The following is an 18,547-nucleotide window of genomic DNA, read 5'->3' as shown; positions in this document are numbered from 1 at the left end:
CTTGAAAAGAGAGAGGGGAAACTGCGGGGAAAGTACTGGAAGAGGAGCCGAAAAAGAACGGTCGTGCGATTTTTGGATTGTAGGGAAGTTATGTTGCGCCAGGCGGCCCCCTGTCGCAACAGGGACAAGCCGCCCACGCACCTAAACCTCCAGCCACTCCTTGCGGATATACGCATCCGCACGCAGCGTATCGGGCGTGCCTTCAAACACGATGGAGCCATGGCCCATCACAAGGGCGCGGTCCGAGATCGACATTGCGATCGTCAGCTTTTGCTCGATGAGCAGCACCGAGATGCCCTTCTCCTTGAGCTTCTTGAGGTACTCGCCCACCAGCTCGACGATCTTGGGCGCGAGCCCTTCTGTCGGCTCGTCGATGATGATGAGTTCAGGGTCGCCCATCAGCGTGCGGCACAGCGTGAGCATCTGCTGCTCGCCGCCTGACAGAACGCCCGCTTCCGTGTGCTGCCGCTCCTTCAGGCGCGGGAACATCTCGTACATGTCGTCGAACGACCAGCGGCCGCCGCCCTTGGCGCTCTTCTGGCCGAGCATCAGGTTCTGGTGCACGGTGAGTTTGGGGAAGATGTCGCGGTTCTCAGGTACGTAACCCAGGCCCAGGTGGGCGATCTCGTAGGGCTTCATGCCCAGCGTGTGCTTGCCCTTCCAGTCCACGACGCCGGTGCAATCGACCATGCCCATGATGGCCTTGGCCGTGGTCGAGCGGCCCGAGCCATTGCGCCCGAGGAGCGCCACGATCTCGCCCTGCCCCACATTGAAATGCACGCCATGCAGGACGTGGCTCTTGCCGTAAAAGGCGTGGAGGTTTTCAATCTTCAACATCTCAATGCCCCCCGCCTGCAGCTTGCGCTTCGGCCACGTGCGAGCCCAGGTAAGCCTCTTGCACGCGCTGGTTCGCTCGCACCGCTTCAGGCGTGTCATACGCGATCACTTCGCCGTACACCACCACCGCAATCTTGTCGGCCAGGCCGAACACCACGCCCATGTCGTGCTCCACGGTCAGCAGCGTCTTGCCCACCGTCACCTCTTTGATGAGTTCGATGAAGCGCCGCGTCTCGCTCTTGCTCATGCCGGCTGTTGGCTCATCCAGCAGGATCACCGTTGCGCCGCCGGCAATCGTGATGCCGATTTCCAATGCGCGTTGCTCCGCATAGGTGAGGTTCATGGCCAGCACGTCGCGCTTGCGGTCGAGCTTGATCATGTGCATCAGCGCTTCGGCGCGCTCGTTCGCGTCGTCGAGGTCGGCCAGGAATTTCAGGAACGTGTACTTGTAGCCCAGGCTCCAGAGCACCCCGCACCGCAGGTTCTCGAACACCGACAGCTTCGGGAAGATGTTGGTGATCTGGAAGCTACGCGACAAGCCCATGCGGTTGATCTCGAAGGGCTTGAGCCCATCGATGCGGTTGCCGTTGAGCAGCACTTCACCACTGGTGGGCGCGAAGCGGCCGCTGATCAGGTTGAACAGCGTTGACTTGCCCGCACCGTTCGGCCCGATCACGGCGATGCGCTCGCCCGCATTCACTGCAAGGCTCGCGCCGCGAATGATTTCGGTCTTGCCGAAACTCTTGCGCAGGTCTTTGAGTTCGAGGGCGTAAGGATTGCTCATAGGCTTTCCCTCCGCTTCATCTCTTTTTCGATGAACTCCTGGATCTCACCCCACTGCCGCGCGAACTGGCGGCGCGCAACTTCAAACAACCCGATGCCCGTGAGCATCACGAATATGCAGCCGAACCAGCTGTCGAGCCCATGCGCATTCAGGCTGATGCCGATGAACTTCAGCTGCGGCCCGAGCGCCGGATTGAGCTTGAGGTGATAGACCATCTCGATCATGCTGGCCGCGCCGATCAGCACGATGAACGCCGTCACGGCGAGTGCGAGGTAACTCACCCACAGCTCTTTCAAGCGCCCGAACGCTGCAACGCGCAGGTTCATCATGATCAGGCTGGCGATGCCACCGGGCGCGTACATCAGCATGAACAGGAACACCAGGCCCAGGTACAGCAGCCACGCCTTGGTGATCTCAGACAGCAGCACGAACGCCAGCACCATCAGGATGCCGCCGATGATGGGCCCGAAGAAGAAGGTGGCACCGCCCAGGAACGTGAACAACAGGTAAGCGCCCGAGCGATAACCACTCACCACTTCTGACGTCACGATCTCGAAGTTCAGCGCCGCCAACCCGCCCGAAATGCCTGCGAAGAACGCCGCGATGATGAAGGCGATGTAGCGCACCTTGCGCGTGTCGTAGCCGACGAACTCCACGCGCTCGGGGTTGTCGCGCACGGCGTTCAACATGCGGCCCAGCGGTGTGCGCGTGAAGGCGAACATCAGGCCTGTGCAGATGAACGTGTAGATCGCAATCAGGTAGTACAGCTGGATCTGCGGGCCGAAAGTGATGCCGAAGGGCTTGGGCCCCGCCACGCGGTTGCTCGATACGCCACCTTCGCCTCCGAAGAACTCCGGGAACATCAGCGACATCGCAAACACCAGCTCGCCAATACCCAGCGTGATCATCGCGAAAGGCGTTGCCGCCTTCTTTGTGGTGACATAGCCGAACAGGATGGCGAAGAGCATGCCCGCAAGACCGCCGATCACCGGGATCAGGCTCACGGGAATCGGCCACTGGCCTTTGACCACGAGGTTCAGCGCATGGATCGACAGGAACGATCCGAGCCCCGAATACACGGCGTGCCCGAAGCTGAGCATGCCGCCCTGCCCCAGCAGCATGTTGTACGACAGGCAAACGATGATGGCGATACCCATCTGCGTGAGCATGGTTTGCGAGAGACTGCTCGTGAACACAAGCGGCGCTGCGACCAGCACCAGTGCGAACAGTGACCACACAACCCACCGGCCGATGTTGAGCGGCTTGAATCCGTAGTAGGCGGAAGGTGTCATCGGTGAAGCGGATGCGTTCATGTCATCCCTCCCGCGTGCCGAGCAGGCCCTTGGGCCTGAAGATCAGCATCAGCACCAGCAGCAGGAACGGAAGGATGGGCGCGACCTGGCTGACCTTGAGCTTCCACAGCGCGTAGCCAAATGTCTCTGGCGTGATCTGCCAGCCCGCCATGGCGGCAGCGCCCAGAAACGAGCTGTCGATGCCCACCGCGAACGTCTGGACCACGCCGATCAGGATCGACGCGAGGAAAGCGCCGGCCAGCGAGCCCATGCCGCCCACCACCACCACCACGAAGATGACAGGCCCCACGGCGCCAGCCATGCCGGGCTCGGTGACGAACGCGTTGCCGCCGATCACACCGGCCAGGCCCGCAAGTGCAGCGCCGCCACCAAACACCATCATGAACACGCGCGGCACGTTGTGGCCAAGCGCCTCCACCGTTTCAGGATGCGTGAGCGCGGCCTGGATGACCAGGCCAATGCGCGTGCGCGTGAGCAGCAGCCAGATAGCGACAAGCATCAGCAGCGCCACCAGCATCATGAAGCCGCGATACGCCGGAAACTGCGTGCCAAACAGCGTGAAGAGCGGCCCGCTCAATTCAGCAGGCACGCGGTAGTCGACCGAGCTCGTGCCCCAGATCAGCTGCACGACTTCAAGAATGATGAATGACAGGCCGAACGTAATGAGCAGTTCCGCGACGTGGCCGAACTTGTGAACCCGCCGCAAACAGTACTTCTCAAATGCGGCGCCAATCAGGCCAACGGCCAGAGGCGCCAGCAGCAGCGCCGGCCAGAAGCCGACGAGCTGCGTGATCGTGTACGCGAAGAACGCACCGATCATGTAGAAAGACGCGTGCGCAAAATTGAGCACGCCCATCATGCTGAAGATCAGCGTCAGGCCCGAGCTGAGCATGAACAGCAGCAGCCCGTAGCTGATGCCGTTCAGCAGCGATATGGTGAAAAACTCCATGCGCTAACCCGTTCGTTGTGGGGGTAATCCCCGAGGAAAGCCGGTGTAGGCAGAAAAATGGCCGGGGCGCTCGCGCGTGGCCCGGCCGTTGCAGCACCTGGATCAGGCGGGCCGCTTCATCTGGCAGCTGGTGGGCGTGCTGGAAATGTACGGAGCCATTTCCTTGATTGGCACGAAGGTGTAGCCCGTCTTCTCGACGCTGTACTCGCCCTTCTTCGCCTTTTGCCACTTGGTGATGAACATCGACTGCTGCAGCTGGTGGTCAGACGCGCGCATGGTCACTTCACCTGCAAAGCTTTTGACCGCCAGGCCTTCCATGGCCTTCGCGACCTTGGCCGGCTCTGTGGACTTGGCCTTGGCCATCGCGGCGCCCAGCAGGTTGATGCCGTTGTACGTGGCATAGGTGTAGTAGTCGTCGCTGAACTTCTTGAAGAAGTCCGCGCCCATCGCGCCGAGTTCACCCGTGTGGTTGGCGTGACCGTAAGCCACGACATACACCTCGCTGTCGCCGCCGGCGGCCAGCGCCGTGGGCGTGCCCGTGACGCCGGCGTAGTAGGTGTACATCGGCACCTTCAGGCCCGCGTCGTTCAATGCCTTGACCAGCAGCGTCAAGTCCTGGCCCCAGTTGCCGGTGACGATCGCGTCGGCGCCGGACTGCTTGATCTTGGCGACGTAGGGCGAGAAGTCTTTCACCTGGCCGATGGGGTGCAGGTCTTCACCCACGATCTTCACGTCGGGGCGCTTGCGGGCGATACCTTCCTTGAAGTACTTGGCGACTTGCTGGCCGTGCGAATAGTTCTGGCCAATCACGTAAACCTTGGTGACCTTGGGCTGGTCCTTCATGAAGGACGTCAGCGCTTCCATCTTCATGGTGGTGTCAGCGTCAAGACGGAAGTGCCAGTAGTCGCACTTCTCGTTGGTCATTGCGGGATCGACAGCCGCGTAGTTCAGGTAAATGAGTTCCTTGCCGGGGTTGCGCTCGTTGTACTTCGAGACGGCATCCAGAATGGCCAGGCCGGCACCGGAGCCATTGCCCTGGGTGATGTAGCGAAAGCCCTGGTCAGCCGCTGCCTTGAGCGTGTTCAGGCTTTCCTGGGGCGAGCCCTTGTTGTCGAAGCCGACAACTTCGAACTTCACGCCAGCCGGGTTCTTCGCGCCAGAAAGGCGCTCGGCGGCAAACTGCCAGCTCTTGAGCTGGTTTTGCCCCACATTGGCGAACGGGCCCGACAGCGGGTCCATGAAGGCGATGCGAACGGTCTCGCCTTTTTGGGCGAAGGCCGCACCTGCTGCGACAAGGATGGCGGCTGTGGCAACTGCTTTGACTGCAAATTTCATTGATGTCTCCTGATGGTCCGAACAGCGGCAGGGTAGCCTTTTTGTGCGCTGCAACGCTCAGGGAATGCCCGTAACGCCGCACATCATTTATCACGTTGGCGACACGCCGCCGTGGTGCGCGCGGCGCTCGCGCCGCGTCAAGCCGTGGGCAATTTGTAGTCGCGGAGCATGTCGCGCAGGCGCGTCTTGAGCATCTTGCCCGTCGCGCCCAGCGGAATGGCGTCAACAAACACGACGTCGTCCGGCACCTGCCACTTGGCTGTCTTGCCTTCGTAGAACCTGATGAGCTCTTCGCGCGTGACTTCGGCGCCGGGTTTCTTCACGACGGCGACGATCGGCCGCTCGTCCCACTTCGGGTGCTTCATGCCGATGCACGCGGCCATGGCAACAGCCGGGTGAGCCACCGCGATGTTCTCGATGTCGATCGAGCTGATCCATTCGCCGCCGGACTTGATCACGTCCTTGCTGCGGTCGGTGATCTGCATGTAGCCGCCCGAGTCGATCACGGCCACGTCGCCCGTGGGGAACCAGCCGCCCACCAGCGGGTCGCCGCCCTCCCCCTTGAAATATTCGCGCACCACCCACGGGCCTTTGACGTACAGGTCGCCGGGCGTCTTGCCGTCCCAGGGCAGCTCGGCGCCGTCTTCGCCGACGATCTTCATGTCTACACCGAAGATGGCGCGGCCCTGCTTGAGCCGCAGCTTCATCTGCTCTTCGGGCGACTTGGCGAGGTCCTTGTTCTTGAGCGTGCAGAGCGTGCCCAGCGGGCTCATCTCCGTCATGCCCCACGCGTGCAGCACTTCCACGCCGTACTCCTCGCGGAACGAATCGATCATGGCGGGCGGGCAGGCCGAGCCGCCAATCACCGTGCGCTTGAGCGTCGAGAAGCGCAGGCCGGCGGGCTTCATGTGGCCCAGCAACATCTGCCAGACCGTTGGCACGCCTGCGGCGTAAGTGACTTTCTCTGCCTCGATCAATTCATAGATCGACTTGCCGTCCATCGCCGGGCCGGGGAACACCAGCTTGCAGCCCGTGAGCGCCGCCGAATACGGAATGCCCCAGGCGTTGACGTGGAACATCGGCACGACAGGCAGCACCGCGTCGCGCGCGGACAGGCACATCACATCGGGCAGTGCTGCTGCGTAGGCATGCAGCACCGTCGAGCGGTGGCTGTAGAGCGCTGCCTTCGGGTTGCCGGTGGTGCCGCTCGTGTAGCACATGCTCGACGCCGAGTTCTCGTCAAACGACGGCCACTCATAGCTGGTGGACTGCCCGCCGATCCACGCTTCGTAGCTCGTGAGGTGGGGCACGCCCGAGTCTGCGGGCAGCTTGTCTGCGTCGCACAGCGCGATGTAGTGCTTGATGGTCGGGCAGCGCGCGTGCACGGCTTGCACCAGCGGCAGGAACGTGAGGTCAAAGCACAGGACCTGGTCTTCAGCGTGGTTGGCGATCCAGGCGATCTGGTCAGGGTGCAGGCGCGGGTTGATGGTGTGCAGCACCCGGCCCGAGCCGCTGACGCCGAAATAGAGCTCGAGGTGGCGATAACCGTTCCAGGCGAGCGTGGCAACCCGGTCGGAGAACTGCAGCGCCAGCCCATCGAGCGCATTGGCCACCTGGCGCGAGCGCCGGGCGACGTCGCTCCACTGGTAGCGGTGAATGTCGCCTTCAACACGGCGCGAGACGATTTCTCCGTCGCCATGGTGACGGTCGGCGAATTCGATCAACGACGAGATCGACAGCGGTTGGCTTTGCATCAGACCCAGCATGGGCAACTCCTTTGTTTGTCTGGTGGCGGCAACTGGCCGCGTTGGCTATCGTAGTGCGTAGCCAATAGTGCGTAGTGTGTGGCGTGTTGGTGCAAGCGCGCATCAGGTGTTCCCTGCAGTTGACTGAATGACTTGCCAGTGCCGCGCGAATCCAGTGGAATGGGTGCAATGCCGTCTGCCAGCAGCTCCAACATCTGGGTCGCCTCCATGGTGCGCATGTTTGCGTCGCAAGGCATCGAGCCTGACGAGCTGTTCGAGCTTGCCGGCATGGACATCGCGCGGCTCAAGCGTCCGCACGAGCGCTTCACATCGCGCGAGGTCAACCGGCTCTGGCGCGTGGCCGTGCACCGCACGGGCAAGTTCAACCTCGGCCTGGACCGGGCCCTGGCGCGGCGCTATGTGCGCTTTGACATGGCCACGCAGTCGATGTGGAATGGCTCGACCCTGCTCGACTCGCTGGAAGGCTTCGCCAAGTACCTCACGCTGATCAACGACGCGGGCGCGTTTGCGATTTACCCCGGCCACACGCACTGCTGGCTGCAGCTGAGTCACGGCGGCAACCCGCGAGCGCCGCGCCAGCGGGCCGAGTTCGGCCTGCTCGCCCTGTTGCTGCTGTGCCAGAAGGTGGCGCAGGAGCCGATCCGCCCTGTTGCCGTGGAATTCACGGGGGCGGAGCCTGAAGACCTGCATGCGTACCGGATGGCATTCCACTGCCCGCTTCGCTTTGGCCAGCCCTTTGCGCGGCTGTGCATGCCGACGGCGGAGCTCGCCAAACCCGTGATGCACAACACCGACTCCCTGTTCGCCCTGCACGACAAGCTGGTTGAACACCGGCTGGAACGTCTGGCTGACGCGCGCACGAGCTTTCGGGCCAGCGAAGAGATCATCCGGCGCCTGCACCTGGGCGTGCCAACCCGCGCCGACGTTGCACGCAGCGTGGGCGTGCCCGAGGTGGAGCTGGAGAAGCGGCTGCGCGCCGAGGGCCAGTCGTTCGCGCAGTTACTCGACGATGTGCGCCGCGAGCTGGCGCAGCACTACCTGGGGGTTGGCTCGCTGCCGCTGGCGCAGATCACCGGGCTGCTTGGCTGGGAGGCGCCGGCCGACTTCTCGGCGGCGTCCAAGCGGTGGTTTGGTGTGTCGCCGCTGCAGTACCGGCGCCGGCTCGTGGCCGGCTCGTGACCCATTGAAGCAGGGGTCAAGCGGCGCGCGTTCGCAATGTCCCCGCTGGCAGATCACCAGCGAGTTGGCGAGACAATTGCTGCATGATCGATCTAGCGCCTGCCTCCACGTCCGACACACCCGAGCCGCTGTGGCTCAGCAGCTTCGCATCGCTGGGCAGTGCCTTCTTCACCGAACTGCAGCCGACGCACTTGCCCGAGCCTTATCTCGTGGGCGCCAACACCGCGCTTGCCGGCCAGCTGGGGCTGCGGGCGGACTGGCTTCAATCACCTGCGGGCGTCAGCGTGTTCACCGGCAACACCCTGATGCCCGGCATGCGGCCACTTGCCTCGGTGTACAGCGGCCACCAGTTCGGCGTGTGGGCGGGGCAACTGGGCGACGGCCGCGCAATTTTGCTTGGTGAGCTGACGGGCGCTGAGGGGCCCCAGGAGATCCAGCTCAAAGGCAGCGGCCTCACGCCCTACTCCCGCATGGGAGACGGTCGCGCGGTGCTGCGATCCAGCATCCGTGAATTTCTCTGCTCAGAGGCCATGCACGGCCTGGGCATACCGACCACCCGCGCCTTGTGCGTCACGGGCTCAGAGCAACGCGTGCGACGTGAAGAAGTCGAGACCGCCGCGGTGGTCACGCGGGTCGCGCCCAGCTTTGTGCGCTTTGGTCACTTCGAACACTTTTCAGCCAACGGCAAAGAGGCTGAGCTGCGGCAGCTTGCCGATTTCGTGATCGACCGCGACTACCCTGCATGCAGAACCAGCGAGCGCTTTGGCGGCAACGCCTATGCGTGCTTTCTTGAAGCCGTGAGCGAGCGCACCGCAGCGATGGTGGCGCACTGGCAATCAGTGGGCTTTTGCCACGGCGTGATGAACACCGACAACATGAGCATCCTGGGCCTGACCATCGACTACGGTCCGTTCCAGTTTCTCGACGGCTTTGATCCTGGCCACATCTGCAACCACAGCGACGAGCGCGGTCGCTACGCATTCAATCGCCAGCCCAATGTGGCGTACTGGAACCTGTATTGCCTGGGCCAGGCCCTCTTGCCACTGATTGGCGACCAGGATGTGGCAATTGCGGCGCTGGAGTCATACAAGGCCGTATTCCCGCGTGAATTGCAGACCCGCATGCGTGCCAAGCTGGGCCTGGCTGATGAACGCGACGGCGACGTGGCGCTCATCGAAGACATCTTTCGCGTCCTCGCAAAAAGCCGTTGCGACTACACGATCTTCTGGCGTCGCCTTTCCCGCTTTGTAGGGGGCGCACCAGTGGACAGTGTGCGCGATCTGTTCCTCGAGCACACGGACATCGACGCGTGGATCGCGCAGTACCAGCAGCGGCTCGCTGGCAGTGTGCCGCTTGCCGACGCGAGCGCCGCTATGCTGCGCGTGAACCCGAAGTTCGTGCTGCGCAATCACCTCGCAGAAATCGCAATTCGACAGGCAAAATCCAGGGATTTTTCGGAGGTTGAATTGCTGCTGGATCTGTTGAGCTCGCCCTTTGACGAACACCCTTTGCATGAGGACAAGGCCGGCTTTGCGCCCGAGTGGGCCTCACAAATTGAAATCAGTTGTTCATCCTGAGCGCGCCGGCGGATTGCAAGACTCATGATTGAACAGCCGCAAGCCTTCCCATCCCCCACCGAAGACGAGACGCCCCGGCCACTGCGCGAACTCCAGCTGCGCACAGCGCGCGCGCTCATCGCGAAGGAGCTCGGTGCCCAGCAGCTCAGTGCACTTCACAAGCCCAACGCATTCTGGGATTTCATCTCGATAGCGGGCTCGCTCGCGCTCTTCGCGACGTGCGCGATGGTCCTTGCAAGATGGCCGGTGCATGAGCCGCTCTGGTGGCTCTGCCTGATCGTGCAAGGCGACCTCATCCTGGTGATGGCTTTCATCAACCACGATGCTTTCGCGCACCGCAAACTGCTGCCGCGACGGCTTCGCTGGATCGTGTCGTCGCTGATGGTGTGGCCGTCACAGCTGCGAGCCGCGGTCTATGAACGCATGCACGCCACACACCACCGCGCCCTGGGCACCGAGCTCGACAGCGAGGCGTACAAGCAGGACATCGATACGCCGCTGCGACGGTTTCTGTACGCGAGCCCGGCGGCGATCGTCTTCCGGTTCGTCTTTCTGCGCGGGCGCACGGCCTCGGTGAGTTTTGCGCGTGCCGGCGCGCTCCCGCAGGCGTCTGTCGATGCAAGCCGTGAGCGCTGGGAACGCGGCACACGTATCGCCGTTTTCGCGAGCGCGTTGTTGCTGCTCTTTGTGGACTGGCGGATCGTCGTGCTTGGCTATGTGCTGCCGCTCGTGGTGGTGACGCCGGTCTTCAACACGATACGCATCGTGCTTGAACACTTCGACCTCGATCGCAACAACCCGCTGTGGGTGGGCACCTTCTATCGATCAGGGCCTGTGTCGCGCCTTCTGTTCTGGTTCGGCGCGGGTGACTGCCATGTCGTTCATCACTTCTACGCCAATATTCCGTTCTACCGGATTGGTCGCGCAGTCGAATTGATGCGGCCCATCCTTGTGCGCGAAGGTGTGTACGAGCAGCGGTCGCTGTTGCGGCTGATGATGCAGTGGTTCAGTGCTTCGCGCGCGCACTGGTCAGTGCCACCGGCTTGAAATCCAGGGTGACCGTGGTGCCCTTGCCGAGTTCAGAGGCGACCACTATCGTGCCGCCCACGGATTCCATGACGCGCCGGCAGAACACCAGCCCCATTCCGTTGCCGCTCGACTTCGTGGTCAGCGGCTCGCGCGTGAGCCGGCCCAGCACCTCCTGCGGGATTCCGGGGCCTGTATCCACGAATCGCAAGATGTGGCCATGGCCTTCTGCGTTGTTGCCGACGATGATCGTCAGCGTAGCCCCGCTATGGCCGCGCATGGCCTGAAGCGCGTTCTTCGTGAGCGTGCAAAGCACGAGGTACAGCAGGTCACGGCGCCCGCCCAGCTCGAAGTCGGACTGCACCTCGTGCAAGATGAGGCTGTGCTCGTCATCCTCGAACGGGAACTCACCGAGCAGATCCGCAACCAGGCCGGATGCCTTGACCGAATGCGTGGTGGCACCTGGATAGGCATCGCGAGCTGATTGCACGAATGTTGATACCAGCGACTGGCAATACAGGGCACGGCGCTCGGCGCGGGCCAGCGCAGCAAGCACCTCGCCCGGCTGGTCTTCCCTGAACGAGACGATGTTGCCCGCCGATGATCCCTTGTCCGGAATATGGCGGGCAGTAATGGCGGCAACGCTGCCTCTGACCGTGGCCAACGGCGTGTTGAGTTCATGCGCCAGGAATCCGGCCATTTCGCGCAGGGCCGAGGCGCGGCGTTCATTGGCGACACGCTCGGCGCGCTGGCTGACATAGAGCTCCATGGCCTCGCGAAGAACCTCGCGTGTGGAGACGCTGGCCAGGGGTTTTTCAAGAATCCGCATGACGCCACCCTGATTGACTGCGGCGATCGCCACGTCTTTTTCTGCATACGCTGAGACCAGCAGGCGGACGACATGGCGGTGCAGGCGCTGCGCAGCGCGCAGGAGGTTAACGCCATCGCCGCCCGGCATCTGGAAGTCGGTGAGCAAAACGGCGTACTCGTGGTCACCCGCCGAAAGCAGCTGGATCGCCTCAGCGGCGCTTGCTGCAGTGACAACCGTGAATTCACCACCGAAGACGCCAGCAAATATCTTGCGAGTCAGCGCGTCATCATCAACAAAAAGGACCGCAAGGGACTTCTCGGATGCCGTCATTTCGCTCCTGAGGGGTCAGGCGGCGAGGCAGCGTCGTGCGTCTCGGACCACTCGACAAGCGCGCGGTTGGACTGCGCAGTCAATTCCCGGATGCGTTCCGTCCAGGCGATGTCGCGCGGCCATTGGCGCGTATCGAGCATGCCGATATAGAGCTCGCGGCTGTAGCGATAGAGGCCGCTTGCCCCCACTTCGCCCGACATGCCGACGATCGAGTGCAGCTCTCGCGTGGCCTGGTCAAAGTCATTGCGTGCACGGGCACCCAGGAGTTTGACGACCAGCTCGTCGATCAAGGGCCGGTAGTCGTTGACCAGCTCGCTCAGCATGCCGATGCGCAGGTAGTTCTGCAGGCGCCGCTCGTCGAGCAGCGTCTGCGGCTGCACAACGTCGTCCAGGACCTCTTCGACGTGCACGACTTCGTCTTCCATTTGATCGCCTCCGGCCAGGCTGTCCAGGCCCAGCAACGCGGACAACTTTGCGAACAGGATGCCCGGCTCGACGGGCTTGAGAATAAACTCCTCGATGCCGGCGGCGCCACCGGCAGCAAGCACATCCGGCCCGCTATGGCCAGTGATCGCAATGATGGGCACATGGCGCTCACCGAAAACGCCGGCGCGAATGCGGCGAGCGGTCTCGATGCCGTCCATGCCGGGCATCTCGATGTCGAGCAAGATCGCATCGAAGGCGCGCTCGCGCTCAAGAATTTCCAGTGCCTCGCCGCCGCTTGCTGCATCGACGACTTGTGCGCCCTCGTGACGCAGCAATACACCGAGTGCGCTGCGGTTGTACGCATTGTCGTCGGCCACCAGAATGCGCCGGCCCGCCAGCAGGCGCCTTGCTTGCTGGGCGCGCTGTCCACTGATTCGCAGCGCCTCACACATGGCGCGCGCCAGCGTGACGTCATCAACGGGCTTGGACACAAAATCGTCGAAGCCGGCATTGGTTGTCTTGACACGGGCCAGGTGCTCAGGCTCGCTCGTGTGAGCAATCAGGCAGGTGTCGCGGTTCGCACCGGCACCACCCCTGCGAATCAATTCCGCAACCTCGTAGCCATCCATTTGCGGCATGTTCAGGTCCAGCAGAACCAGGTCGAACCGTGCTGCCCGCAACGCCATCAGCGCCTGTGCGCCATCGGCTGCCTCAAACACCACACAGCCCATTGGCACCAGCTTCTGGCGCGTGGCAGTACGAAGCATGGCGTCGTCGTCAACCAGCAGGACGTTGCGCCCGGCAAGCTGGCGCCTGGCATCGGCCAGCGCCTGCTGGCGGCTTGCTTCCAGCTCGGCTTCGCTCACGACCGGGAACGTCATGACGAATTCCGTGAAGCTGGCAAGGACTGACCTGCAGGCGATCTCACCTCCAAATGCCTGTGTCACACGGCGGCAGTAGGCCAGGCCAAGCCCTGTTCCGCCCTTCTTGTCGCGCGTGCCAAACGGCTGGAACAGCTCGCCGACCACAGACTCCGGAATGCCTGGCCCCGTGTCGCGCACGGTGATGGTGCCGCGCTCGACGATGAACCGGACCGTTGCATACGGATAGGCCGGCATGTAGAACAGCGCGTTCTTCAGAAGATTGAACAGCACGAACAGGAATGCTGTCTCGTCCCCACGAAACGTGAAGTCTTGCAGGACCTCGAGGCTGACACGCGCGCGCTGCTGCTCGTTCTCGTAGCCATATTCCTGGATCGCCTTGTCGCAGGCCTCGGATGCCTTGAGGTAATCGAGCGTGGCCGCCTCCTGGCCGCGCGCACTGACCTCGTCCATCGTCATCGCGATCACCTGCAGGCCGCGCTTGACCGCCAATTCACCCTGGGAGACATGCCGGTAGAGTGTGTCGATGCTGCGCGATGCAATGGTCTGGTCATGCATCCGCACGGTGGGTGCAGGAAGGGCAGCGCGAATCTGCTCGAGGCTGTGGCGCACTTGTGAAAGCGGGTTGCGCATTTCATGGGCGATCGAGCCTGCAAGCGACGCATAGGCGTCACGCACGCGCCTGGAGGTGGCGCTTTCCACCGCGATCTTGAAGAGGCTTCCCCCCACGATCACGGTGAGCAAGGTGGGCAGCCTCGCGACATAATCAACCGGCATTTTCGGGTTCGGGTCGGTCAGGACATACCAGCCTATCGCCGTGCCAAAGCCTATTGACAGCATCGCGATCATGTTGCGCCAGTCCGTCATGAGGATCACGAAGAACGCGACCATCAATGTGTTCGCCACACCGACTGTCCCGCCGCCGTTCTTGAGCGCGATGTACATGAAGGTGAACGGCAGCGAGTACACCAGCGTCCAGTACGAGAACATGTGGAAGTACGGCAGCAGCTGCTTTGGCCAGTACTTGCGCAGCATCAGCAGGATGCAGCTGCTGGTCGCAACGACGCGGATCAGCAGGTCGTCGTACACCGGGTCTGCCTTGGTGAAGCGCAGCATGTACAGCAACGGGAACGTGACCGCGCCGAAAATGCCCGCGTACAGGAGCATCAGCGGTTCAAGCTCGTGGTAGTCACGGTGGCGGCGCATCAGGTCGCGCGCAAGGGCTGGCAGGCGCTTCATTGCGACACCTGCGCGCCGGCGAGGCAACGAAGGACGTGGTCAGCGTCCCCGTGGATCAAGGTATATGACTTGTCGGTGCCGGCAAGTTGCACGCCTGCAGCAACCTGGGAAAAACCGAAGCGCCGGTACAGTCGTGCAAGCACATGCGTGCAGGCGGCGTAGAGGTTTTTCACCTTTGCCTGCCGGTGTGCGTATTCAAGGGAGAGGTACAGGCAGCGGCGCAGCGCATCGACGTCGCTGCGACACTCATGGGCCAGGACCAGCCGCCCGACTTCCCATGCATCTTCGGCAACCTGCGCTGTGGCGCCAAGCTGTGCGAACAAGGTGTCTGCGAGCGTGAGTTCATAGCCCATGGGGACGATGCGGATGGTGCCAATTGTCTCGTCGTCGAGGTCGAATGCACCGACAAAGCCGCACTCGTCTCTTTTTTTTCGAGCCGTTCAAACGCCTCGCCGGAGGCGAGGTGCGCAGAAAGGTCGATTTCCTCGCGCAGGTGAAGGATCTGGTGGATTTCGGACGCGGTGCGCAGGTGCCGCAGCTGAACCTGACTGGAAGGCTGTCTGAGCAGCAGCCCCGCGTTTGGAATGGGCGTGGAAACGCTGCGCTGCACGTTGATCGTACTCAATTCATGCTCCCTTTATTCACGACGACTGTTTTAGCCGCCCGTACAAAATTATGATCAACTTTTCGTGCGGCGCACATGGAAATCCCCTGTACCACCCATAGCTTTTTACTTACTGACGCGCCGCGAACACATTCCCCTACGCCGCACAGCCGCCCCACGCAGGTGACAATCCGCACATGAACGACGATTTCCCCATCCGCAAGACCGAGACCGAATGGAAAGAGCTGCTCGCGCAAAAAGGCGCCGAGCCGGGCGCGTTCCAGGTCACACGACACGCCGCCACCGAGCGGCCCTACACCGGCAAATACGAACGTGTGTGGGCCGATGGCAGCTACCACTGCATCTGCTGCGGCAACAAGCTGTTCGATTCATCCACTAAATTCGACGCCGGCTGCGGCTGGCCCAGCTTTTCACTGGCGGTGCCGGGCGCCATCCAGGAAATCGTGGACACGAGCCACGGCATGAGGCGCACCGAAACCGTGTGCGCGCAGTGCGGCGCGCACCTGGGCCACGTATTCAACGACGGCCCGACCGACACTGGCCTGCGCTACTGCATGAACTCCGCCTCGCTGGATTTCCAGCCGGAACCCAAATAAGCGCGATGAAACTGCTTCTCGATTTCTTCCCGATCATCCTGTTCTTTGTTGCGTTCAAGTTTGCGGGCATCTATGCGGCGACGGGCGTGGCCATCGTGGCGACCATCGCGCAGATCGCATGGATACGGCACAGTACCGGCAAAGTCGAGCCGCTGCAGTGGATCAGCCTGGGCGTGATCGTGCTTTTCGGCGGCGCGACGATCCTGCTGCACAACGAGACCTTCATCAAATGGAAGCCGACGGTGCTTTACTGGCTGATGGGCGGCGCCCTGTTGGCGGGCCAGGTCATCTTCAGGAAGAACCTGCTCAAGACCGTGATGGGCTCGCAGCTGGAGCTGCCCGACAACGCCTGGCGCGTCACCAACTGGATGTGGATCGCGTTCTTTGCGGTGATGGGGGTTGTCAACCTGTGGGTGGCGTTCAATTTCGACACCGACACCTGGGTCAACTTCAAGCTCTTCGGCGGCATGGGCCTGATGGTCGTCTTCATCATCGGGCAGGCGTTGTACCTGTCGCGGTACATGAAGAGCGACGAAGCTCCGCCGAACCCCTGAAAGCGCCCTGCCCATGACCACCGGCATCACGGCCGACGCACTTCACGCGCGTCTTGCGGAACTCCTTGAACCCAGCAAGCTCGAAGTGATTGACGAAAGCGCCGCCCACGCTGGCCATGCCGGGGCCGACGCAAGCGGCTCCGGCACCCATTTCCGGGTGCGCATCGCCTCGCAGAAGTTCACCGGTTTGACCCGCGTAGCGCGCCATAGGCTTGTGTATGATGCGCTGCAAGAATTTGTAGAGCGCGGGCTACATGCCCTCGCCATCGACATTCTTTGAATCCACCTTCCTTCCCGATCCCAGTGAGACCCCCAATGAAGCAAGTCATCGTGACCGCCGTCGCGGCCGCCGTCCTGGGCCTTGCCCTGCCCGCGTTCGCGCAAAACATCGCCGTCGTCAACGGCAAGCCGGTACCGAAAGCGCGCCTCGATGCGCTGGCCGCCCAGATCGCCAAGACGGGCCGACAGATCCCGCCCGAAGCGCAGGGCCAGCTGCGTGAAGAGGTCATTTCACGGGAAGTGTTCATGCAGGAAGCGCAACGCCGCGGCCTCGACGCAACGGATGACTACAAGCAGCAGCTCGAACTTGCCCGCCAGGCCATCCTGATTCGCGAACTGTTCGTTGACTTTGCCAAGTCGAACCCGATCAGCGACGCCGACATCACCGCTGAATACAACAAGTTCGTCGCGGCCAACGGCGGCAAGGAATATCGCGCCCGCCACATCCTGGTGGAAGACGAAGCGTCGGCCCGGGCCATCATTGCCCAGCTCAAGCGTGGCGGCAAATTCGAGGACATCGCCAAGGCCAAGTCGCGCGACAAGGCGTCGTCAGTCAACGGTGGCGACCTTGACTGGGCCTCGCCCGCGAACTTCGTGCCCGAGTTCTCCGGCGCGATGGTCAAGCTGGCCAAGGGCCAGGTCAGCGCCGAGCCGGTCAAGTCCGAACATGGCTGGCATGTGATCCGCATTGACGACGTCCGTGAAGCGCAGCTGCCCAAGCTGGAAGAAGTCAAGCCGCAGATCGTGCAGCAGATGCAGCAGCAAAAGCTCGGCCAGTTCCAGGAAGAGCTGCGCGCCAAGGCCCGCGTCGAGTAACCCTCGCGCCAGGCTCGGCGGGCCTGCATCCGCCCCTGCGATCAACGCGGCCCCTGGCCGCGTTTTTCATTTGGCGACCGCCTGCAGCGCCATCATCGCGCCGATCATCACAGGCTGGTGCAGCATGTACCACGACAGGCTCCAGCGGCCCAGCCACGAGAGCGGGCTTGCCACAGCGGGTACGGCGGCATTCACCCAGGACCTGCGCTGACTGAGCAGCCACTGCCCCGCAGCCATTCCCCACCACATCCCGCCCAGCCAGGGGAACACCGGCACATAGTCCTCGGTGACCGGCTTGCGGCTGACCAGCCCGAGCCAGTTCCAGGGTTTGTCATTCAGGAAGTCGAGCATGGGCCACGCTGCATGCGCGGCTTCGGCCAGCGGCTTCATCGATATCGCGATCGCTCCCGCCAGCCACAGCCAGCGCCCCCACCCCGACGTGAGCCGCACGATCACCAGCATCACCGCAATGCCGTGCAGCACGCCGAAGTAGATGTAGCTGCGCGGGAACATCCACACAGAGCCGGCAGTCACGAGCAGTGCGCAACCGGCCACCTGCAACCAGCGCTTCCAGAAGCGCGGCCAGCCCTGCTGCTGCTCATGCGCAATGGCCTGGCCCAGTCCCGCGCAGAACAGGAACAGGCTGACGATGCACGTGCGCTGGAGCGTCCAGAACGGATCGCGGTAGAAATCTGCGTGCAACCAGCCGAAGTGGCTCAGGTCGAACGAAAAGTGGAACACCGTCATCCAGACGATGGCGACGCCGCGCAGGGCATCGATGGAGTCGAATCGCTTCACAGGCATGGACGGCGAGTGTAGGCCCCGCCACAATGGCCTGGCCTACAAAACCGCAGGAGATGTTGATGGAGAGCACCCCCACGCTGCCGCCGCAGGTCACGGCCGCGCTCGACAGGGGCAACCTCGTCGAGGCGATCAAGCTGCTGCGCGCAAGCGGCATGGATGCGCCGGCCATCAAGCAAGGTGTTGACGCCTACATGCGACGCAAAGTGGCGACGCCTGCCTTACGCGACGCCCACGGCTCGCACGCCAAAGCCGTGACCCAGTCGCAGCCCTTCGTGCCGCGCCCCACCGACAACTCGTTCGCCTATACCAACCCGGCCAAGGGCCTGTCGCCGGGGCAGGTGCCGGATTCGAGCCCGGTGTGGTGGTGGCTGGTGGTGCTCGGGATCGCGGCCTTCATTGGCTACCTGATCACTGGATAGG

Annotated in this window: 19 protein-coding genes; 9 read left to right on the top strand and 10 right to left on the bottom strand. The window is 62.8% G+C overall.

Annotated features, from left to right (window positions below; genetic code table 11):
* Window positions 1–141: 141 nt before the first annotated feature.
* The 6 genes from GHT07_RS14730 to GHT07_RS14705 all read right to left on the bottom strand — a co-directional run bounded on the left by GHT07_RS14730 (window position 142) and on the right by GHT07_RS14705 (window position 6,984).
* Complete coding sequence (locus GHT07_RS14730; protein WP_153585857.1) at window positions 142–837, bottom strand: ABC transporter ATP-binding protein; 696 nt, start codon at window positions 835–837, stop codon at window positions 142–144.
* 1 nt (window position 838) lies between these two features.
* Complete coding sequence (locus tag GHT07_RS14725) at window positions 839–1,621, bottom strand: ABC transporter ATP-binding protein (RefSeq protein ID WP_153585856.1); 783 nt, start codon at window positions 1,619–1,621, stop codon at window positions 839–841.
* Window positions 1,618–2,934, bottom strand: a complete 1,317-nt coding sequence (locus GHT07_RS14720) for a branched-chain amino acid ABC transporter permease (protein ID WP_153585855.1) — start codon at window positions 2,932–2,934, stop codon at window positions 1,618–1,620. Before GHT07_RS14720 ends, GHT07_RS14725 begins: the two co-directional genes overlap by 4 nt.
* A 1-nt stretch (window position 2,935) precedes the next feature.
* Window positions 2,936–3,883, bottom strand: coding sequence for a branched-chain amino acid ABC transporter permease (locus GHT07_RS14715; RefSeq protein WP_153585854.1), 948 nt, complete (start codon window positions 3,881–3,883; stop codon window positions 2,936–2,938).
* Window positions 3,884–3,985: 102 nt separating this feature from the next.
* Window positions 3,986–5,218 (bottom strand): branched-chain amino acid ABC transporter substrate-binding protein, encoded by a 1,233-nt coding sequence (locus GHT07_RS14710; RefSeq protein ID WP_153585853.1) that lies wholly within the window; start codon window positions 5,216–5,218, stop codon window positions 3,986–3,988.
* 137 nt (window positions 5,219–5,355) lie between these two features.
* Entirely contained in the window at window positions 5,356–6,984 is a 1,629-nt protein-coding gene (locus GHT07_RS14705) for a 3-(methylthio)propionyl-CoA ligase (protein ID WP_153585852.1), read from the bottom strand.
* Window positions 6,985–7,152: 168 nt separating this feature from the next.
* Between GHT07_RS14705 and GHT07_RS14700 the strand changes: the two genes are divergently transcribed.
* The 3 genes from GHT07_RS14700 to GHT07_RS14690 all read left to right on the top strand — a co-directional run bounded on the left by GHT07_RS14700 (window position 7,153) and on the right by GHT07_RS14690 (window position 10,787).
* Entirely contained in the window at window positions 7,153–8,163 is a 1,011-nt protein-coding gene (locus GHT07_RS14700) for an AraC family transcriptional regulator (protein ID WP_194792947.1), read from the top strand.
* 83 nt (window positions 8,164–8,246) lie between these two features.
* A complete protein-coding gene (locus tag GHT07_RS14695; protein ID WP_153585850.1) occupies window positions 8,247–9,740 on the top strand; it encodes a protein adenylyltransferase SelO in 1,494 nt (497 codons plus the stop codon).
* 24 nt (window positions 9,741–9,764) lie between these two features.
* Window positions 9,765–10,787, top strand: a complete 1,023-nt coding sequence (locus GHT07_RS14690; protein ID WP_153585849.1) for a fatty acid desaturase — start codon at window positions 9,765–9,767, stop codon at window positions 10,785–10,787.
* On the opposite strand, the gene GHT07_RS14685 is transcribed toward GHT07_RS14690, so the two are convergent.
* From GHT07_RS14685 to GHT07_RS14675, 3 genes are read right to left on the bottom strand one after another with little or no spacing between them, the layout of a single operon-like run.
* A complete protein-coding gene (locus tag GHT07_RS14685; RefSeq protein ID WP_153585848.1) occupies window positions 10,747–11,907 on the bottom strand; it encodes a hybrid sensor histidine kinase/response regulator in 1,161 nt (386 codons plus the stop codon). The two genes, GHT07_RS14690 and GHT07_RS14685, sit on opposite strands and share 41 nt — an antisense overlap.
* The gene (locus tag GHT07_RS14680; protein WP_153585847.1) at window positions 11,904–14,453 is read right to left on the bottom strand and encodes an ATP-binding response regulator; all 2,550 of its coding nucleotides are present in this window, start codon (window positions 14,451–14,453) and stop codon (window positions 11,904–11,906) included. The genes GHT07_RS14685 and GHT07_RS14680 overlap by 4 nt, the downstream gene beginning before the upstream one ends.
* Entirely contained in the window at window positions 14,450–14,806 is a 357-nt protein-coding gene (locus tag GHT07_RS14675) for an N-acyl amino acid synthase FeeM domain-containing protein (protein WP_153585846.1), read from the bottom strand. The genes GHT07_RS14680 and GHT07_RS14675 overlap by 4 nt, the downstream gene beginning before the upstream one ends.
* Before the next feature lie 44 nt (window positions 14,807–14,850).
* Here GHT07_RS14675 and GHT07_RS14670 point away from each other — a divergent pair, with 44 nt between their 5' ends.
* The 5 genes from GHT07_RS14670 (at window position 14,851) to GHT07_RS14650 (ending at window position 17,323) form a co-directional block, all read left to right on the top strand.
* Window positions 14,851–15,132 carry a hypothetical protein gene (locus GHT07_RS14670; protein WP_153585845.1) on the top strand — a complete coding sequence of 94 codons (282 nt, stop codon included), beginning with the start codon at window positions 14,851–14,853 and terminating at the stop codon, window positions 15,130–15,132.
* A gap of 122 nt (window positions 15,133–15,254) precedes the next feature.
* Window positions 15,255–15,674 (top strand): peptide-methionine (R)-S-oxide reductase MsrB, encoded by a 420-nt coding sequence (gene msrB, locus GHT07_RS14665; RefSeq protein WP_153585844.1) that lies wholly within the window; start codon window positions 15,255–15,257, stop codon window positions 15,672–15,674.
* Between the two features lie 5 nt (window positions 15,675–15,679).
* A complete protein-coding gene (locus GHT07_RS14660; RefSeq protein ID WP_153585843.1) occupies window positions 15,680–16,228 on the top strand; it encodes a septation protein A in 549 nt (182 codons plus the stop codon).
* Window positions 16,229–16,241: 13 nt separating this feature from the next.
* On the top strand, window positions 16,242–16,508 hold the full coding sequence (locus tag GHT07_RS14655; RefSeq protein WP_153585842.1) for a BolA family protein: 267 nt from the start codon (window positions 16,242–16,244) through the stop codon (window positions 16,506–16,508).
* Between the two features lie 35 nt (window positions 16,509–16,543).
* Window positions 16,544–17,323 carry a peptidylprolyl isomerase gene (locus tag GHT07_RS14650; protein WP_153585841.1) on the top strand — a complete coding sequence of 260 codons (780 nt, stop codon included), beginning with the start codon at window positions 16,544–16,546 and terminating at the stop codon, window positions 17,321–17,323.
* A 66-nt stretch (window positions 17,324–17,389) separates the two neighbouring features.
* On the opposite strand, the gene GHT07_RS14645 is transcribed toward GHT07_RS14650, so the two are convergent.
* Window positions 17,390–18,127: a DUF1624 domain-containing protein gene (locus GHT07_RS14645; RefSeq protein WP_153585840.1), complete on the bottom strand. Its 738-nt coding sequence runs from the start codon at window positions 18,125–18,127 to the stop codon at window positions 17,390–17,392.
* A gap of 59 nt (window positions 18,128–18,186) precedes the next feature.
* On the opposite strand from GHT07_RS14645, the gene GHT07_RS14640 reads away from it, so the two are divergent.
* Window positions 18,187–18,546 (top strand): hypothetical protein, encoded by a 360-nt coding sequence (locus GHT07_RS14640; RefSeq protein WP_153585839.1) that lies wholly within the window; start codon window positions 18,187–18,189, stop codon window positions 18,544–18,546.
* Window position 18,547 lies beyond the last annotated feature (1 nt).

Origin of the sequence: Caenimonas koreensis DSM 17982, assembly GCF_009646335.1 — a bacterium.
GTDB classification, from domain to species: domain Bacteria; phylum Pseudomonadota; class Gammaproteobacteria; order Burkholderiales; family Burkholderiaceae_C; genus Ramlibacter; species Ramlibacter koreensis.
The sequence above is the reverse complement of the archived record's forward strand: the minus strand, read 5'-3'. Positions and strand labels throughout refer to the sequence as shown.

Bases quoted from the DNA above. Each gene is read 5' to 3' on its own strand.
- GHT07_RS14670 (WP_153585845.1), top strand. From the start codon at position 14,851: ATGCACCGACAAAGCCGCACTCGTCTCTTTTTTTTCGAGCCGTTCAAA.
- GHT07_RS14695 (WP_153585850.1), top strand. From the start codon at position 8,247: ATGATCGATCTAGCGCCTGCCTCCACGTCCGACACACCCGAGCCGCTG.
- GHT07_RS14725 (WP_153585856.1), bottom strand. From the start codon at position 1,621: ATGAGCAATCCTTACGCCCTCGAACTCAAAGACCTGCGCAAGAGTTTC.
- GHT07_RS14705 (WP_153585852.1), bottom strand. From the start codon at position 6,984: ATGCTGGGTCTGATGCAAAGCCAACCGCTGTCGATCTCGTCGTTGATC.
- GHT07_RS14715 (WP_153585854.1), bottom strand. From the start codon at position 3,883: ATGGAGTTTTTCACCATATCGCTGCTGAACGGCATCAGCTACGGGCTG.
- GHT07_RS14640 (WP_153585839.1), top strand. From the start codon at position 18,187: ATGGAGAGCACCCCCACGCTGCCGCCGCAGGTCACGGCCGCGCTCGAC.
- msrB (WP_153585844.1), top strand. From the start codon at position 15,255: ATGAACGACGATTTCCCCATCCGCAAGACCGAGACCGAATGGAAAGAG.
- GHT07_RS14655 (WP_153585842.1), top strand. From the start codon at position 16,242: ATGACCACCGGCATCACGGCCGACGCACTTCACGCGCGTCTTGCGGAA.
- GHT07_RS14690 (WP_153585849.1), top strand. From the start codon at position 9,765: ATGATTGAACAGCCGCAAGCCTTCCCATCCCCCACCGAAGACGAGACG.
- GHT07_RS14660 (WP_153585843.1), top strand. From the start codon at position 15,680: ATGAAACTGCTTCTCGATTTCTTCCCGATCATCCTGTTCTTTGTTGCG.
- GHT07_RS14645 (WP_153585840.1), bottom strand. From the start codon at position 18,127: ATGCCTGTGAAGCGATTCGACTCCATCGATGCCCTGCGCGGCGTCGCC.
- GHT07_RS14685 (WP_153585848.1), bottom strand. From the start codon at position 11,907: ATGACGGCATCCGAGAAGTCCCTTGCGGTCCTTTTTGTTGATGATGAC.
- GHT07_RS14675 (WP_153585846.1), bottom strand. From the start codon at position 14,806: ATGGGCTATGAACTCACGCTCGCAGACACCTTGTTCGCACAGCTTGGC.
- GHT07_RS14650 (WP_153585841.1), top strand. From the start codon at position 16,544: ATGAAGCAAGTCATCGTGACCGCCGTCGCGGCCGCCGTCCTGGGCCTT.
- GHT07_RS14700 (WP_194792947.1), top strand. From the start codon at position 7,153: ATGCCGTCTGCCAGCAGCTCCAACATCTGGGTCGCCTCCATGGTGCGC.
- GHT07_RS14680 (WP_153585847.1), bottom strand. From the start codon at position 14,453: ATGAAGCGCCTGCCAGCCCTTGCGCGCGACCTGATGCGCCGCCACCGT.
- GHT07_RS14720 (WP_153585855.1), bottom strand. From the start codon at position 2,934: ATGAACGCATCCGCTTCACCGATGACACCTTCCGCCTACTACGGATTC.
- GHT07_RS14710 (WP_153585853.1), bottom strand. From the start codon at position 5,218: ATGAAATTTGCAGTCAAAGCAGTTGCCACAGCCGCCATCCTTGTCGCA.
- GHT07_RS14730 (WP_153585857.1), bottom strand. From the start codon at position 837: ATGTTGAAGATTGAAAACCTCCACGCCTTTTACGGCAAGAGCCACGTC.